Below are 13,809 nucleotides of genomic sequence, written 5' to 3'. Positions count from 1 at the left end.
AGACCCTCAGTCTTCGTCTTCGCTCGCCATGAATGCGCGCATGAACACCAGCGCGCCCCAGCCCCACATCGCGTTCGCCGCGAAACCCACCGCGAGGCGCGGCAGCATGTTGCCGCTCGGCCAGATGCCGCGCAACGGATCGACCACAAACACGCTCGCCGCCGTCAACGCGAGACCACCGAACACGAAGGCGGGCACCCACGGCGCGCGGCGCCCCGGTGCAACGCGCAACAGCCACGCCATGAGCACAGCCCAGAATGCGCTCCAGATCGCATTGGCAATAAACTCCGGCAGCCCGAGCGGCAAAAACGGCGCGGTTGAAAAACCGGTTGGGTCGATCAGACCGGCTGCGTGCAGCAGCGCCAGAGTCGATTCATGAAAAAACAGGGAAGCCAGAAAACCGGCGACGAACGGCAGGATGAGTTTTTGCATGCATTGCACCGCGAGAGATCAGGCTGCGTGGTTCACGCGGCCTGCACCGGATTATTGGAAACGTGGCGCCATTATATATAGGGGTACCCCGCTTCCAGCGTAGGTAAGGCGCAACATCCGTATGCTTTAGCGTCGGGCTAATCACGAAAGTGGAAAACCTAAGCTAAAAAAAATCGTTCAAAAGCCGCGCCTCGATCCATAGACTGTTTCTCCATGCAGACGGTGTTTGCCGCCGTCGCCCATTTAATCGAGCGCATCACGCGCACGTCTGGTCGAGGGAAGCCGTCGCGATGTCCTGCCTGATGCCGATCTTCAGCCGCTCCATGGCACACACGCGCTTGCGGATGCGCTGTCGGAACTAGTCCGCTTTTCGCCGCAGTTTTTCCGTTCCTTTTTTGCGCCTGCGTCTCCGGCTCTTGTGCCGGAGGGATGCGCGCGGCCGGCGTACGCGCGTTCACTCGACGCACCGTTTCCATTCAATCCAGTTTCGAACAAGCAGGAGCAGCAAATGAATGTGTTCTGGTTCATTCCGACTCACGGCGATAGCCGCTATCTCGGTACGTCCCAAGGCGCACGCGCAGCGGATTACGACTATTTCCAGCAGATCGCCGTCGCCGCCGACACGCTCGGCTACGAGGGCGTGCTGCTGCCGACCGGCCGTTCGTGTGAAGACGCATGGGTCGTCGCGTCGAGCCTGATCGCCGCGACCAAACGTCTGAAGTTTCTGGTGGCGATCCGTCCGGGCATCTCATCGCCGGGTCTGGCGGCGCGCATGGCGGCGACTTTCGACCGCCTGTCGAATGGGCGTCTCCTGATCAACGTCGTGACCGGTGGCGATTCGGCTGAACTGGAAGGCGACGGTGTGTTCGTCGATCACGACACGCGCTATGAAATCACCGACGAGTTCCTGCATATCTGGCGCAAGCTGCTGACCGCCGCGCATACCAACGAAGCGATCGATTTCAACGGCAAGCATCTGACCTCGAAGGGCGGCAAGGCGTTGTATCCGCCCGTGCAGCACCCGCATCCGCCGCTGTGGTTCGGCGGTTCGTCGGCGGCTGCGCACGACATTGCGGGCGATCACATCGACACGTATCTGACGTGGGGCGAGCCGCCCGCGGCCGTCGCGAAGAAGATCGCCGACATTCGCGCCCGCGCCGAAGCGCGTGGCCGCAAGATCAAGTTCGGCATTCGGTTTCACGTCATCGTGCGCGAGACCGAAGAAGAAGCGTGGGCTGCCGCCGACAAGCTGATCAGCAAGCTCGATGACGAAACCATTTCCCGTGCGCAGGCTTCGTTCTCGAAGATGGATTCCGAAGGACAGCGCCGCATGGCCGCGTTGCACGGCGGCAAGCGCGGCAGCCGCGCGGAACTCGAGGTGTATCCGCATCTGTGGGCGGGTGTCGGTCTCGTGCGCGGTGGTGCGGGGACGGCGCTGGTCGGCAATCCCGAGCAGGTGGCCGCGCTGATGAACGAGTACGCGGCGCTCGGTGTCGACACGTTCATCCTGTCCGGCTATCCGCATCTCGAAGAGTCGTATCGGTTCGCTGAACTGGTGTTCCCGCTGCTGCCGGGTCATCAAAGCAAGGTCGCCGGCGGTCCGCTGTCGGGACCGTTCGGCGAGATCGTCGGCAACAACTATCTGCCGAAGGCGGCAAGTTCGAGCTGAGCGCTTGCGCCCGGTTCGGCAATGACGCCCATCGATAAGCAACGAGGACAATCATCATGGCGCAATCCACTGTGAGTGCGGAACGAGGCACACAGGCAGGCTCGGGCGCGGCTTTCGGCGCGGGCCTCGTCGGCGCATTGCGGCGCATCGGCGCGCCTCTCGCGCCGTGGCTCGTGCCGCTGGCGATTCTGTTGGCGTGGGAATTCGCCGCGCGCAGCGGCATTCTCTCGACGCGTGTGCTGCCCGAACCGCTTGCCGTCGTGAAGGCAGCGTGGTCGCTGATCCAGTCCGGCGAAATGTGGGCGGACGTGAAGGTCAGCACGTGGCGCGCGGTGTCGGGCTTTACGATCGGCGGCGGCATTGGACTCGTGCTCGGCCTCGCGACGGGTCTCTTCAAACCCGCTGAAATCGCGCTCGATTCGACGGTGCAGATGGTCCGCAACATTCCCGCGCTGGCGATGATCCCGCTGGTGATCCTGTGGTTCGGTATCGAAGAAGAGGCGAAGGTGTTTCTCGTCGCGCTGGGGGTGTTTTTTCCGGTCTACGTGAACACGTTTCACGGCATCCGTTCGGTGGATGCCAACCTGATCGAGATGGCGCGCAGCTACGGCGTGAAGGGCTTCGCGCTGTACCGGCATGTGATTTTGCCGGGGGCGTTGCCCTCGATTCTGGTCGGCGTGCGGTTTGCGTTCGGGCTGATGTGGGTCACGCTGATCGTCGCTGAAACCATTTCCGCGCAGTCGGGCATCGGCTACATGACGATGAACGCCCGCGAATTCCTGCAAACCGATGTGGTGGTGGTGGGCATCCTGCTGTATGCGGCGCTCGGCAAACTTGCCGATGTGCTGGCCAAGACTCTCGAGCGTGTATCGCTGCGTTGGCATCCTGCCTATCAACGAGGAGCGAAAACATGAGCGCAACGACATTGTCGGCTTCGTTCGGCGGCATCGCGGGCAGCGATCTCGAAGCCGAACTGGCGCAACCGCGTACTGTCGATCACAACGCGGACGAGGCTGCCGGCTTCGACCGTGCGGACCCGGCGCACGATCGCCAGCGCGCTGATGCCGTGCCTGCGGCGACCGGTGCATCGGCGCGCAACGACGCCAGCCGCTCTGGCGATTTTTCGGTCGAATTGCGCGGCGTCGGCAAGCAGTACGGCGAGCGCACGGTGCTGTCCGATTTTGATTTGTCGATCGAGCGCGGCAGTTTCGTGGCGATCGTCGGCCGCAGCGGCTGCGGGAAATCGACTTTGTTGCGCCTGGTGGCGGGTTTGGAGAAGGCGACGACGGGCGTGCTCGAAAAGCGCGCCGAAGACGGCCAGCCGCTCGACACGCGCATCATGTTCCAGGACGCGCGGCTTCTGCCCTGGAAGAGCGTGCTACAAAACGTGATGCTCGGCCTCGGCCGCAGCGCTCGTGAAGATGCGCGCGCCGTGCTCGACGAAGTCGGCTTGCTGGAACGCGCCAACGACTGGCCCGCGCAGCTCTCAGGCGGCCAGCGTCAGCGTGTGGCGCTCGCGCGTGCGCTGGTGCATCGGCCGCAATTGCTGCTGCTGGACGAACCGCTCGGCGCGCTCGACGCGTTGACGCGCATCGAAATGCACGCGCTGATCGAACGCCTGTGGCGCGAACATCAATTTACCGCGCTGCTGGTGACGCACGACGTGCACGAAGCTGTCGCGCTCGGCGATCGGATTCTGCTGATCGAAGAAGGACGCATCGCGCTCGATCAGCCGGTGCCGCTGGCGCGCCCACGGGCGCGTGCGTCGGCCGGTTTTGCCGCGCTGGAAGAACATGTGTTGCAACGCGTACTGAAGACGGCGCCGAATGACGACGCGCTGTCCCATCGCGCTTACGACGCACGTGACGAGGGCCGCCTCACGCGGCCGACAGACGTCCGCTGGGCCGTCTGACATCCCTTGACTGACTGTTTTCAATCGCTTTTCTGGAGTCACTCGATATGACCATTTCCGCAATCAACGTACGCAATCAGTTCAAAGGCAAGGTCAAGGAAATCATCCGCGGGTCGGTGGTGTCCGAGGTCGATGTGGAGACGCCGTTCGGTATCGTCACCTCGGTGATCACCACGCGTTCGGTCGACGAACTCGACCTGAAGGTCGGCTCGGAAGTGGTCGCGCTGGTGAAGTCGACGGAGGTGTCGATCGCGCGTCTGTAAGCGCGCGAATGCACTAGCCGCGCTGCTCGTACCGTCATGCGCGCCGACGTTATTTTGCGTTGGCGCCGCTGGCGGGCGGCTCGTGCATCATCCTGTCGTTGGTCGCCTGGCGCGGACGCTTGATGGGCATATTGTCCGGATTGCTCGAACCGCCTGAATCGGGGGCCGCCTCGGGCGGCTTGACCATCGAGGCGCCGCCGTTCTGCGACGCCGCTGGTGTTTTTGGCGCCGGGTTCGGCGTTTGTGCGAACGCCGCCGTGCCGACTGCGCCAAACATCGCGAGCGCGACGCCCGCCGTCAGCGCCGCCATTCTGTTTCTGTTTCGCTCCATCTCGTCCTCCTTTCCGATACCGCTTGCCGGTTTGCTGACGCGACACATCTGTACGGCACGCAACCCGTATGCCTCGACGCGCCCCTGCGTGCATCCGCGAAACTTGCTAGGATGAATTGAGCACCACGACGGAGACGGCCATGTCGAAGTCATTAAGTCCGGAAGCGGTTGAAGCGTTGCGGCGCCTGAATGATGTCGGCGTCGGACAGCCCATGCCGAAGTTTGAGCAATCCGTCACGGCGGAGTTGCTGACAAACGGGCTCGCTGCAGAAGCAAGCGGCGGCGAAGTCGAAATCACCTGTAGCGGCCGGCAGTACCTTTCTGGCGATTGCGACTGATCGTCAGGCGAGGGCGGGCCGGTGCATGCTCCGAGCCGTAACGACGGCCCGGTGGAAAAGTATGGCCGCCAACATTCAAGGGCACGCAAGACACCAAGGAGGCGATCATGGAGCCGAAGGGCCTCGACATGGGCGACTACCAGGAGCGCTATCAGGACTACGAGATTGAAGTCGCGGTTGAACAGGTGCTCACCGGCGTCAAAGCGCATTTCCGGGTGTTGCGCAACGATGCGGTGGTAGTTGACTGGCGGCTTGTGCACATCGACACGCTGTGGTCCACCGAGCATGCCGCGGCTCTCGCGGGCTTCAAGGCGGCGCGCGAAACGATCGATGCCGGGCTTGCCGCATAGCCACAAGCACGTAAGCCGGCGAGCGCATTCGATTAAGCTGACGATCTTTCGACTTGCTGGAGACCGCTGTGCACCTGTCGCCTGCCATTCCGATCATCCGCATCTTTTCTGAAGAGAAAGCCAGAGAGTTTTACGTGGACTTTCTCGGCTTCACCATCGACTGGGAACACCGCTTCGAGGCCAATTTTCCGCTCTACATGCAGGTGCGCCGATCCGACCTGATTTTGCATTTGAGCGAGCATCACGGCGACGCGACGCCAGGCTCGACGATTTTCGTGCGGGTGCAGGACATCGATGCGTTGCATGCCGAACTTCAGCGCAAAGATTACAAGTACGGGAAACCGGGTATTGAGGAGGTGCCGTGGGGCAAAGAGCTGGAGACGATTGATCCGTTTGGTAACCGGATTCGTTTTTCTGAAGCGCCGAAAGAGGAGGTGCGCGAGGCGTGATGACGAAAGGGGCGTGCCTTGACGCCGCGGGAGGGGCCGCCTCGTAAACGGAACTGGGCGCCGGCATGCATTGCTGCATGCGCGGCGCCCAGTTCGGCTGCCGTCTTGTGAACGGCAACCTTCAACGGCGACCGATTAGTGGCCGAAGAAAACCGATTGCGGGCCCGATTCAGCCGGTGCACGCGTACCCGATTGCGACGACACGGTGTTCACGCCACCGTATGCATTCGAATCGGCATTAGCGCGTTCAGCTGCAACGGTTTGCGCGTTCTGACCTTGTTGCGAAGCCGGTGCGCCGACCGACGGACGGTAGAACGGTGCCGGGCCGTAGCCGCTAGCGAATGCGGGAGCAGCGATCGAGGCAGAAACAGCAACCAACAGGGCGGCGATGAGCTTGGTCTTCATGGTGTGACTCCGATAAGTTTCGATTTCATTCAGGAAGGCGTCGCAGGAGCCGGTGAGGTGTGTCTGCAACGTCGATGGAAGGCAGTGTATACCCCTACTATTGAAAATTTGTACCGATAATCTGAAATTACTATTCTCGGTATTGAAATAATCGAGCGGAGGGCTGTGGGACAGGCGTCAGCGGTGGTCCGACCCCGTCTGTCAAGCGTTTTCGGCGGGCAAAGACCCGGTTGGGAGGGCGGATTATTGGTGGTGTTTACTAGCCAACCGCGCTTGGATTCGACGCTTGGGATGCCTGCCGCCCGGCCATTAAATGCGCTGATTCGTATCACGCCGCTGCATCATGGCCGCAGCGCACGCCGATGCCGCTTGCAGTTATTGCGCAAGCCCGATGTTCCCTTTCGTGCCCTGCTTACGTCCCAAAAAGATACAACTTAGATGTTGTGTTTTTTAGTTTTTTGATACAACATTTGTGTTGTATTCTTCCTCGTCTTGCTCAACAAGAGGAGGAACATGAAGTACAGCGAGTTTAGGAAGTGGCTGAAGAAACAAGGTGCGACTTTTGAAAAGCACAGGAGCGGCTCAAGTCACTACCGGGTCACGCTCAACGGCAAGACAACCATCTTCCCGGATCACGGCGCCAAGGAAATGGGCACCCATCTCGTCGCGGCGATCAAGAGGCAGCTTGGTATTAAATGAGCAGGAGAGGCGGACGGCCTCTCCCGATAATCGCAGGCTTTGTGTTTTTCTTGAAGCAGTCCCACTGGAGAACCGTAATGTTGTCGTACCCCATCGAGCTGACGCCGGATTCTAATGGCACGCTCCTCGTCACGTTTCCGGACGTGCCTGAAGCGATCACCGTTGGAGAGAACGAAGATGATGCAGACGTGCAGGCCCTCGACGCACTGGAGGCCGCACTTGAGATCTACTTTTCGGAAAAGCGGTTCATTCCTTTGCCGTCGAAGGCAAAGCGTGGCCAGCGAGTCGTAACGCTTCCTGCTCTCGTGACCTCGAAGGTCCTGCTTGCAAACGAAATGCTGCAACAGAACGTGCGTAAGGCGGAGTTGGCGCGTCGATTGAAGGTCAACCAGGTGCAGGTCGATCGTCTTTTGAATTTCAGCCATTCATCGAAGATCGAGATGGTCGAGTCTGCATTCGCCGTTCTTGGCAGGCGCCTGGAAGTGCGGCTGGTTTGATCCGCTTCTCTTTCCCAATTGAAACCCTCGCGGCGTCGCAAAGCGCGAGGTAAAACAAAAACGGCGTTGTGATTTCTCACAACGCCGTTTGGTCAAACTTTTTACTGCTTGAATTCTTTGGGGTGGCTGATGGGGCTCGAACCCACGACAACAGGAATCACAATCCTGGACTCTACCAACTGAGCTACAGCCACCACTGACATCTGCTTGACTTGCCGGCAACTCATTGCTGAGAAACTTGGCTCGTCGATGAAGAAACGAGATTATACGAACAAGAATCCCGTTTGCCTAGTCCTTTATTCAAAAATTTCGACGGGCTCACGCAGATGCTGTCTTGCCTCATCGAAGATGGTCAGATCGCGCGCCGCAAGACGCTTGCTATCGGACAACACGCGACGCCATCCACGTGCCCCGGCTTCACCACGATAGAGGCCAAGCGCGTGACGCGTGATGGAACCAAGGTACGTGCCGCGTGCCATTTCAGCCGCGCAATATTCGATCAGCTTTGCCTCGATCTGCTCGCGCGTGAGCGGTGCATCTGTCGAACCATAGAAGCGTGCATCTACATCTGCGAGTACATAAGGATTGTGATATGCCTCACGCCCAAGCATCACGCCATCGATATGCTGAAGATGCGTCTCTACCTCATCAAGCGTTTTGATGCCGCCATTGATGATGATCTCCAGATGCGGGAAGTCGCGCTTCAACTGATACGCGTAGTCGTACTTGAGCGGCGGAATCTCGCGGTTCTCTTTCGGGCTCAGGCCCTTGAGAATCGCATTGCGCGCGTGCACGACGAATACGTTGCAACCGGCATCCGCGATCGTGCCGACGAAGTCGCGCACGAAGCCATAGTCCTCGACCTCATCGACGCCAATCCGGTGCTTGACTGTCACCGGCACGGAGACCGCATCGCGCATCGCCTTCACGCAATCGGCGACGAGTTTCGGCTCGTTCATCAGGCAAGCGCCGAACGCACCGCGCTGCACGCGCTCGGACGGACAGCCGCAATTCAGATTGATCTCGTCATAGCCCCATTGCTCACCGAGCTTGGCCGAGCGCGCAAGGTCGTCAGGCTCACTGCCACCGAGTTGCAAGGCGACCGGCGCTTCTTCGGGCGTAAACGCCAGATGGCGCGGCACATCGCCGTGCAGCAACGCGCCGGTGGTGACCATTTCGGTGTAAAGCCACGTATGACGCGATATCACGCGATGCAGCGAGCGGCAGTGGCGATCGGTCCAGTCCATCATGGGCGCGACGGAAACGCGGCGTGGACTGGGAGTTTGAGCTGAAGACATGGGGCGGACGGACGGCATCAATCAAAACCCGATTTTACCGCAAGGCATAAAATCTCCCGTTCGGTCCGCAGATTGGGCAAGGCGAGGGCAGGTCAACTGCCGCCCACCGCATCAATGCCCATGCCCCCCACTATGGCCGCCGCTGCTCCACGAACTGCCTCCGCTGCCGCCGTGGGAGCCCCCGCCGCCATGCCAGCCGCCGCCGCCGTGCCAACCCCCACCATGCCAGCCTCCGCCATGCCCGTGGTAGTAACAGCACGAGCCACCCCAACCACCCCAGATGTCGACCGCACCGTAAGCCGGTCCATACGCCGGCCCGTAGGCATAACCGTAGCCGGGGTAATAGGGCTGCGCATAGGTATAGTCGTATCCTGGCGCGACCACGCACCCGGTGAGACTTGCCGCCACAGCTAACATCGCGATTGATGCAATAAGCCTGCTCACGATTTTCTCCCACGTATGTGAATGAGAAAAACGGCGCGCCCGGGAGTTCAGCAGGATTTGTGTCCGCAAATTACTGCCCGCATTTATCGCCGGGCTTCCGCGACGCATGCGCCGCAATCCAACGCCATAGCGGTCGCCCTTTACGCGATCCTTCCAGACTATGACGGATTCATCGTGCTGTAACAGTTGGTTAAATTTTCGCAACGTAACTGTAGGGCGCGCCTGATACTTTCCCGTCAGACAATTTCCCTTTGAATCCAGACTGATGCTGGTGTTGACGCTGGACGAAGAAGAACGCACTCCACATTGCCCGGGCCGCCTGATGCGAAGCCTGCAAGAACCTGGCCGTCAATGAAGCACGATCCACAGCCTGCGACCGCATCAGCATGGCGCGCCGAAGGCGACACCTGTGCCGCTCGCGGCGATCTTGAGGCCGCACTCCAATGTTTCGACGCAGCGCGCTCGCTCGATCCCGCTGATGTCGTCGTGCTTGAGCGTCTCGCCGCGACGCTCGCTGCGCTGAACCGCTTTCCCGAAGCCGTCGTTCGCTATCACGAAGGGATCGGGCTCGATCCGCGCAACACCGATTTACGTCACGGCCTCGGCTGGTCGCTCGAACAGATGCATCGACTCGAGCAGGCGGTAGACGCGTATCGCGAAGCAGTCCGGCTGAATCCCAAAGCCGATGGTTCGTACAACAACATGGGCAACTGCCTGCAGTCTCTCGGTCGTTTCGACGAGTCTCACGAAGCCTATCGCCGCGCGATCGAGGCCGCTCCGCGGGTGCCGCTGTACTACCGCAACTTCGTGCAGTCGAGGCGCCTTGGCGCCGACGATCCGGTGTTCGCCGCGCTGGAGCAACTCGTCGGCGATGCCGCCTCGTTGACACCCGCCAATCAGGCGGAGATCCACTTCGCGTATGGTCAGGCGCTGTCTGATTTGGGGCGCAACGATGCGTCGTTCGAACACTTCCTGAAGGGCAACGCGCTGTACCGCACCGGCGTGCGTTATGACGAAGCCGCGTCGCTCGGTCTGTTCGCGCATTTGCCGGAACTCCTGACTTCAGAGGTGCTGGCGGCGAGGCGCGGTCAGGGCGATGCGTCGGACGCACCGATCTTTATCGTCGGCATGCCACGCTCGGGGTCGACACTGATCGAACAGATTCTCGCGAGTCATCCGCAGGTTTTCGGCGCGGGTGAGCGCACGGAATTCGGCGAGGCGTTGGTGAACTGCATCGGCCGCGATTTCGACGATCCCTTGCGTATCGATATCGAAGCCTTGCAGGGCGTCGGCCCAGCGCAATTGCGCACGCTCGGCGCCGACTATTTGCGCCGCATGCGGACGTCACTGCCGGAAATGCAAAACGCAACGCAAGGCTACGCACGCTTCACCGACAAATACCCGTTCAATTTCATCAACGTCGGGCTGATTCATCTGGCGTTGCCGAATGCGCGCTTCATTCATAGCAGCCGCTCGCCATTGCAAACTTGTCTGTCGATTTTTTCTCGAATTTTTCATGACGTGCCGTTCAGCTACGATCTTGGTGAACTGGGCCGCTACTATCGTGCGTACGGCGCGTTGATGGCCCATTGGCAACGCGTGTTACCCGAGGGCACGATGATCGAAGTCAAATACGAAGAATTGATCGAAGATTTCGAAGGGAATGTCCGTCGCCTGCTCGCGCATTGCGGGCTCGACTGGGACGAGCGCTGCCTGGCGTTTCACGAGACTACGCGGCAGGTGAACACGGCGAGCGCGGCACAGGTGCGCCGTCCGCTCTACAGGACGTCGCTGCAGCGCTGGCAGCCGCAGCAGGCGTTGCTGCAACCCTTGTTCGACGGTCTGGGGCCAGAGTTGGTGCCCGCCGGCAGCGTCAGCGGGCAGGGGCGGGCGCTTCTTGCAGATGCCGGGACAGCGGCCAACGGGACGGAGCGGAAATCGTGAGCGCAACGCGTGGAGCCGTCATCTGGATGACCGGCTTGTCCGGCGCCGGTAAATCGACCGTGGCCGACGCCTTGCATCAACGTCTCAAGGAAGCCGGACACGCCTCGATCGTGCTCGACGGCGACGTGCTGCGGCGCGGCCTGACCGCAGGCCTCGGCTTCACTCCCGAAGACCGCGCCGAAAATCTGCGGCGGATCGCGCACGTCGCGGCGCTGGTCATGCAACAGGGATTCATCGCGATTGCCGCGGTGATTTCGCCCGAGCATGAGAATCGGCGGATGGCTCGCGAGATCGTCGGCGCTGGTTTCGTCGAAGTGTTCGTGAATGCGCCGCTGACCGTGTGCGAAGCGCGCGATGTCAAAGGCCTCTACGTGCGTGCGCGGCGCGGTGAAATACCCAATTTCACGGGTGTTTCAGGACCGTACGATGTGCCGCTCGACCCCGATGTCATGATCGAAACCGATCGGATGTCGATCGAAGAGGCAGTCGGCCGTCTGCTGATGCATCTGAGCGCCATGGGTTGCCTGCCGAGGGAAGAAAGCGGGCTCGGCAGACCTCGTCTCGCGAAATAGTCGGCGCGAGGCGTGCGCCTGTATTCCGCCGCGCAAATTTTCCACCCGGCGCGGCGCATTTCGCTATACCTTTTCGCCTACTCGTAGACAGAAAGGGTGATGCGTCGATGCCGACATTGTCGATACAAAAAATAAAGCCGAAAGTCGAAACGCTCGTTCTCGCGGCCGATCTGGCCGGCACGGTTGTTTTCGCAATCGAGGGCGCGGTGAGCGCGATGCGCGGCGGTCTCGATCTGCTGGGCGTGATGGTGATCTCGTTTGTCGCGGCGCTCGGCGGCGGGGTGATCCGCGACTTGTTGATCGGCGACTCACCGCCTAACGCGATACGCGACTGGCGTTATCCGGCCTTGACGTTCGTCACCGGTCTGCTCACGTTCATTTTCCATTCGACAGTGCAGCAGTTTCCTGTCGCGCTGATTACCGTGCTCGACGCCGCCGGTCTCGCGCTCTTTGCTGTCGCGGGCGTAGAGAAAGCGCTGCTGTTCGGAATCCGTCCGTTTATCGCGATGCTGATGGGCACCGTCACCGGTGTGGGCGGCGGCGTGATCCGCGACGTGCTGATGGCGCGCGTGCCGCTGGTGCTGCATGCCGACATCTATGCGACCGCTGCTTTTGCCGGCGCATTCGTTGTGGTGGTCGCGCGGCGAGCCGGCTTGTCGCCGGGCGTCGCGGCTTTAGCAGGCGGCGCGGCGTGCTTCGTCTTGCGCGTACTGGCAGTGACCTATGGCTGGCATTTGCCGAAGGTGTCGCTCTCAGCGCTTGCGTAACGGCTCGATCAGCGACGACAGACCGTTGTGATCGATCTCGTGCATCAATGCCAGCAGACGGCCGATTTCGCCCGTCGGAAAGCCCTGGCTCGCAAACCAGTTCAGATAGTGGCCGGGTAGGTCCGCGATCAGTCGGCCTTTGTATTTTCCGTAAGGCATCACGCGCGTGACCAGCAGTTCGAGGTGTTCGGGATTCATCGCAAGTGGGTCGACGGAAAGTTCATTGAGCGAGGTGGTGCGAGCGCCCGCTGAAGCAGCATTTTAGCTGCGCTGCAGGCATTGCGCCGGCATGGTAACGTCACCGTTTTCCGTTTTCACAATCAACAGGACAGGTTCGATGGAATACCGCAGACTCGGCGACTCGGATGTGAAGGTTAGCCTGATCGGTCTCGGCACCATGACATGGGGCGAGCAGAATACCGAGCAGGAAGCGCACGCGCAGATCGATTACGCGCTCGATCATGGCGTCAATCTGATCGACGCCGCGGAAATGTACCCGGTGCCGCCACGCCCCGAGACGCAAGGCTCGACCGAGCGCTATATCGGCACGTGGATCGCACAGCATCGCAGCGCGCGCGAGAAGATCGTGCTGGCCACCAAAATCGCCGGCCCGGCGCGTCAGCCGCACAATCCGCGTCATATTCGCGGCGAGGGCAACCAGTTCGACCGCAAGAACCTGACCGAAGCGCTCAACGATAGTCTGAAGCGTCTGCAAACGGACTACGTCGATCTGTATCAGTTGCACTGGCCGGATCGCAGCACGATGACGTTCGGCCGTCCGGCTTATCCGTGGGTCGATGACGAATATACGGTGCCGATCGAAGAAACGCTGTCGGTGCTCGCCGAATTCGTCAAGGCAGGCAAGATTCGCCATATCGGCGTGTCGAACGAAACGCCCTGGGGCGTCGCGCAGTTTTTGCGCGCGGCGGAAAAGCTCGGCTTGCCGCGCATCGTCAGTATCCAGAATCCGTATAGCCTGTTGAACCGCACGTACGAAGTGGGTCTGTCCGAATACGCGCATCGCGACAACATTGGTCTGCTTGCGTATTCGCCGCTGGCCTTCGGCTGGTTGTCGGGCAAGTATGAAGGCGGCGCGCGTCCGGACGGCGCCCGTATCACGCTGTTCGAGCGCTTTCAACGCTACAGCAAGCCGCAGGCGATTCAGGCAACCACGCGCTATGTGGAACTGGCGAAGCGTCACGGTTTGTCGCCCGCGCAGTTCGCGCTGGCCTTCGTCAATAGCCGGCCGTTCCTGACGAGCAATCTGATCGGCGCCACGTCGCTCGATCAGTTGAAGGAAAACATCGCCAGCGCCGAGGTGAAACTTTCGCCGGAAGTGCTCGCGGAGATCGATAAGCTGCATGAATTGCAGCCTAATCCGGCGCCTTGATGTAGCTGCTGGGGCGGCAAGGCGAGTCGATCCGCCTTGCTTGCCTCGA

General features: G+C 60.8%; 19 protein-coding genes and 1 tRNA gene. 13 read left to right on the top strand and 7 right to left on the bottom strand.

Annotated elements, in window-relative coordinates; genetic code table 11:
• Positions 1 to 6: 6 nt before the first annotated feature.
• Positions 7 to 432 carry a hypothetical protein gene (locus KHO30_RS17375; protein ID WP_097392287.1) on the bottom strand — a complete coding sequence of 142 codons (426 nt, stop codon included), beginning with the start codon at positions 430 to 432 and terminating at the stop codon, positions 7 to 9.
• A gap of 508 nt (positions 433 to 940) precedes the next feature.
• On the opposite strand from KHO30_RS17375, the gene ssuD reads away from it, so the two are divergent.
• From ssuD to KHO30_RS17355, 4 genes are read left to right on the top strand one after another with little or no spacing between them, the layout of a single operon-like run.
• Entirely contained in the window at positions 941 to 2,101 is a 1,161-nt protein-coding gene (ssuD, locus tag KHO30_RS17370) for an FMNH2-dependent alkanesulfonate monooxygenase (protein ID WP_211701668.1), read from the top strand.
• Between the two features lie 56 nt (positions 2,102 to 2,157).
• Positions 2,158 to 3,015 (top strand): aliphatic sulfonate ABC transporter permease SsuC, encoded by an 858-nt coding sequence (gene ssuC / locus KHO30_RS17365; RefSeq protein ID WP_054034591.1) that lies wholly within the window; start codon positions 2,158 to 2,160, stop codon positions 3,013 to 3,015.
• Complete coding sequence (locus KHO30_RS17360) at positions 3,012 to 4,013, top strand: ATP-binding cassette domain-containing protein (protein ID WP_093632573.1); 1,002 nt, start codon at positions 3,012 to 3,014, stop codon at positions 4,011 to 4,013. The genes ssuC and KHO30_RS17360 overlap by 4 nt, the downstream gene beginning before the upstream one ends.
• Positions 4,014 to 4,060: 47 nt before the next feature.
• On the top strand, positions 4,061 to 4,276 hold the full coding sequence (locus tag KHO30_RS17355) for a TOBE domain-containing protein (RefSeq protein ID WP_054034589.1): 216 nt from the start codon (positions 4,061 to 4,063) through the stop codon (positions 4,274 to 4,276).
• A gap of 49 nt (positions 4,277 to 4,325) precedes the next feature.
• Here the strand turns inward: KHO30_RS17355 and KHO30_RS17350 are convergent, their stop codons facing one another.
• Positions 4,326 to 4,607, bottom strand: coding sequence for a hypothetical protein (locus tag KHO30_RS17350; protein WP_211701667.1), 282 nt, complete (start codon positions 4,605 to 4,607; stop codon positions 4,326 to 4,328).
• A gap of 140 nt (positions 4,608 to 4,747) precedes the next feature.
• On the opposite strand from KHO30_RS17350, the gene KHO30_RS17345 reads away from it, so the two are divergent.
• The 3 genes from KHO30_RS17345 to KHO30_RS17335 all read left to right on the top strand — a co-directional run bounded on the left by KHO30_RS17345 (position 4,748) and on the right by KHO30_RS17335 (position 5,744).
• Positions 4,748 to 4,945 (top strand): hypothetical protein, encoded by a 198-nt coding sequence (locus KHO30_RS17345; protein ID WP_054034588.1) that lies wholly within the window; start codon positions 4,748 to 4,750, stop codon positions 4,943 to 4,945.
• Between the two features lie 107 nt (positions 4,946 to 5,052).
• Positions 5,053 to 5,295, top strand: coding sequence for a DUF6566 family protein (locus tag KHO30_RS17340; RefSeq protein WP_200620439.1), 243 nt, complete (start codon positions 5,053 to 5,055; stop codon positions 5,293 to 5,295).
• Between the two features lie 68 nt (positions 5,296 to 5,363).
• Positions 5,364 to 5,744, top strand: coding sequence for a glyoxalase superfamily protein (locus KHO30_RS17335; RefSeq protein WP_211701851.1), 381 nt, complete (start codon positions 5,364 to 5,366; stop codon positions 5,742 to 5,744).
• 135 nt (positions 5,745 to 5,879) lie between these two features.
• On the opposite strand, the gene KHO30_RS17330 is transcribed toward KHO30_RS17335, so the two are convergent.
• Entirely contained in the window at positions 5,880 to 6,149 is a 270-nt protein-coding gene (locus KHO30_RS17330; RefSeq protein WP_093632578.1) for a hypothetical protein, read from the bottom strand.
• 513 nt (positions 6,150 to 6,662) lie between these two features.
• Here KHO30_RS17330 and KHO30_RS17325 point away from each other — a divergent pair.
• Positions 6,663 to 6,848 carry a type II toxin-antitoxin system HicA family toxin gene (locus KHO30_RS17325; protein ID WP_054034691.1) on the top strand — a complete coding sequence of 62 codons (186 nt, stop codon included), beginning with the start codon at positions 6,663 to 6,665 and terminating at the stop codon, positions 6,846 to 6,848.
• A gap of 77 nt (positions 6,849 to 6,925) precedes the next feature.
• On the top strand, positions 6,926 to 7,345 hold the full coding sequence (locus tag KHO30_RS17320) for a type II toxin-antitoxin system HicB family antitoxin (protein ID WP_211701666.1): 420 nt from the start codon (positions 6,926 to 6,928) through the stop codon (positions 7,343 to 7,345).
• A gap of 118 nt (positions 7,346 to 7,463) precedes the next feature.
• Here KHO30_RS17320 and KHO30_RS17315 read toward each other — a convergent pair.
• The 3 genes from KHO30_RS17315 to KHO30_RS17305 form a co-directional block, all read right to left on the bottom strand.
• A tRNA-His gene (locus KHO30_RS17315) sits at positions 7,464 to 7,539 on the bottom strand.
• A gap of 102 nt (positions 7,540 to 7,641) precedes the next feature.
• The gene (gene dusA / locus KHO30_RS17310) at positions 7,642 to 8,643 is read right to left on the bottom strand and encodes a tRNA dihydrouridine(20/20a) synthase DusA (protein ID WP_200653640.1); all 1,002 of its coding nucleotides are present in this window, start codon (positions 8,641 to 8,643) and stop codon (positions 7,642 to 7,644) included.
• Positions 8,644 to 8,754: 111 nt separating this feature from the next.
• Positions 8,755 to 9,087: a hypothetical protein gene (locus tag KHO30_RS17305; protein ID WP_211701665.1), complete on the bottom strand. Its 333-nt coding sequence runs from the start codon at positions 9,085 to 9,087 to the stop codon at positions 8,755 to 8,757.
• A 351-nt stretch (positions 9,088 to 9,438) separates the two neighbouring features.
• On the opposite strand from KHO30_RS17305, the gene KHO30_RS17300 reads away from it, so the two are divergent.
• The 3 genes from KHO30_RS17300 to KHO30_RS17290 all read left to right on the top strand — a co-directional run bounded on the left by KHO30_RS17300 (position 9,439) and on the right by KHO30_RS17290 (position 12,370).
• Positions 9,439 to 11,031 carry a tetratricopeptide repeat-containing sulfotransferase family protein gene (locus KHO30_RS17300; protein WP_211701664.1) on the top strand — a complete coding sequence of 531 codons (1,593 nt, stop codon included), beginning with the start codon at positions 9,439 to 9,441 and terminating at the stop codon, positions 11,029 to 11,031.
• Positions 11,028 to 11,603, top strand: a complete 576-nt coding sequence (gene cysC / locus KHO30_RS17295; protein WP_211701663.1) for an adenylyl-sulfate kinase — start codon at positions 11,028 to 11,030, stop codon at positions 11,601 to 11,603. The genes KHO30_RS17300 and cysC overlap by 4 nt, the downstream gene beginning before the upstream one ends.
• Positions 11,604 to 11,710: 107 nt before the next feature.
• On the top strand, positions 11,711 to 12,370 hold the full coding sequence (locus KHO30_RS17290) for a trimeric intracellular cation channel family protein (RefSeq protein ID WP_211701662.1): 660 nt from the start codon (positions 11,711 to 11,713) through the stop codon (positions 12,368 to 12,370).
• On the opposite strand, the gene KHO30_RS17285 is transcribed toward KHO30_RS17290, so the two are convergent.
• Positions 12,356 to 12,568, bottom strand: coding sequence for a DUF3820 family protein (locus KHO30_RS17285; protein WP_093632596.1), 213 nt, complete (start codon positions 12,566 to 12,568; stop codon positions 12,356 to 12,358). The two genes, KHO30_RS17290 and KHO30_RS17285, sit on opposite strands and share 15 nt — an antisense overlap.
• A gap of 139 nt (positions 12,569 to 12,707) precedes the next feature.
• Between KHO30_RS17285 and KHO30_RS17280 the strand changes: the two genes are divergently transcribed.
• On the top strand, positions 12,708 to 13,760 hold the full coding sequence (locus KHO30_RS17280; RefSeq protein ID WP_093632597.1) for an NADP(H)-dependent aldo-keto reductase: 1,053 nt from the start codon (positions 12,708 to 12,710) through the stop codon (positions 13,758 to 13,760).
• The last annotated feature ends 49 nt before the right edge of the window (positions 13,761 to 13,809 follow it).

Source organism: Paraburkholderia aspalathi (assembly GCF_905220735.1).
In the GTDB taxonomy this organism is placed as follows: domain Bacteria; phylum Pseudomonadota; class Gammaproteobacteria; order Burkholderiales; family Burkholderiaceae; genus Paraburkholderia; species Paraburkholderia aspalathi.
Note: the sequence above shows the minus strand (reverse complement) of the source record. Positions and strands in the feature narration are given on the sequence as shown.

Excerpts from the sequence above, each read along its gene's own strand:
- KHO30_RS17375 (WP_097392287.1), bottom strand. The coding sequence starts at position 432 with ATGCAAAAACTCATCCTGCCGTTCGTCGCCGGTTTTCTGGCTTCCCTG.
- ssuD (WP_211701668.1), top strand. The coding sequence starts at position 941 with ATGAATGTGTTCTGGTTCATTCCGACTCACGGCGATAGCCGCTATCTC.
- ssuC (WP_054034591.1), top strand. The coding sequence starts at position 2,158 with ATGGCGCAATCCACTGTGAGTGCGGAACGAGGCACACAGGCAGGCTCG.
- KHO30_RS17360 (WP_093632573.1), top strand. The coding sequence starts at position 3,012 with ATGAGCGCAACGACATTGTCGGCTTCGTTCGGCGGCATCGCGGGCAGC.
- KHO30_RS17355 (WP_054034589.1), top strand. The coding sequence starts at position 4,061 with ATGACCATTTCCGCAATCAACGTACGCAATCAGTTCAAAGGCAAGGTC.
- KHO30_RS17350 (WP_211701667.1), bottom strand. The coding sequence starts at position 4,607 with ATGGAGCGAAACAGAAACAGAATGGCGGCGCTGACGGCGGGCGTCGCG.
- KHO30_RS17345 (WP_054034588.1), top strand. The coding sequence starts at position 4,748 with ATGTCGAAGTCATTAAGTCCGGAAGCGGTTGAAGCGTTGCGGCGCCTG.
- KHO30_RS17340 (WP_200620439.1), top strand. The coding sequence starts at position 5,053 with ATGGAGCCGAAGGGCCTCGACATGGGCGACTACCAGGAGCGCTATCAG.
- KHO30_RS17330 (WP_093632578.1), bottom strand. The coding sequence starts at position 6,149 with ATGAAGACCAAGCTCATCGCCGCCCTGTTGGTTGCTGTTTCTGCCTCG.
- KHO30_RS17325 (WP_054034691.1), top strand. The coding sequence starts at position 6,663 with ATGAAGTACAGCGAGTTTAGGAAGTGGCTGAAGAAACAAGGTGCGACT.
- KHO30_RS17320 (WP_211701666.1), top strand. The coding sequence starts at position 6,926 with ATGTTGTCGTACCCCATCGAGCTGACGCCGGATTCTAATGGCACGCTC.
- dusA (WP_200653640.1), bottom strand. The coding sequence starts at position 8,643 with ATGTCTTCAGCTCAAACTCCCAGTCCACGCCGCGTTTCCGTCGCGCCC.
- KHO30_RS17300 (WP_211701664.1), top strand. The coding sequence starts at position 9,439 with ATGAAGCACGATCCACAGCCTGCGACCGCATCAGCATGGCGCGCCGAA.
- KHO30_RS17290 (WP_211701662.1), top strand. The coding sequence starts at position 11,711 with ATGCCGACATTGTCGATACAAAAAATAAAGCCGAAAGTCGAAACGCTC.
- KHO30_RS17285 (WP_093632596.1), bottom strand. The coding sequence starts at position 12,568 with ATGAATCCCGAACACCTCGAACTGCTGGTCACGCGCGTGATGCCTTAC.
- KHO30_RS17280 (WP_093632597.1), top strand. The coding sequence starts at position 12,708 with ATGGAATACCGCAGACTCGGCGACTCGGATGTGAAGGTTAGCCTGATC.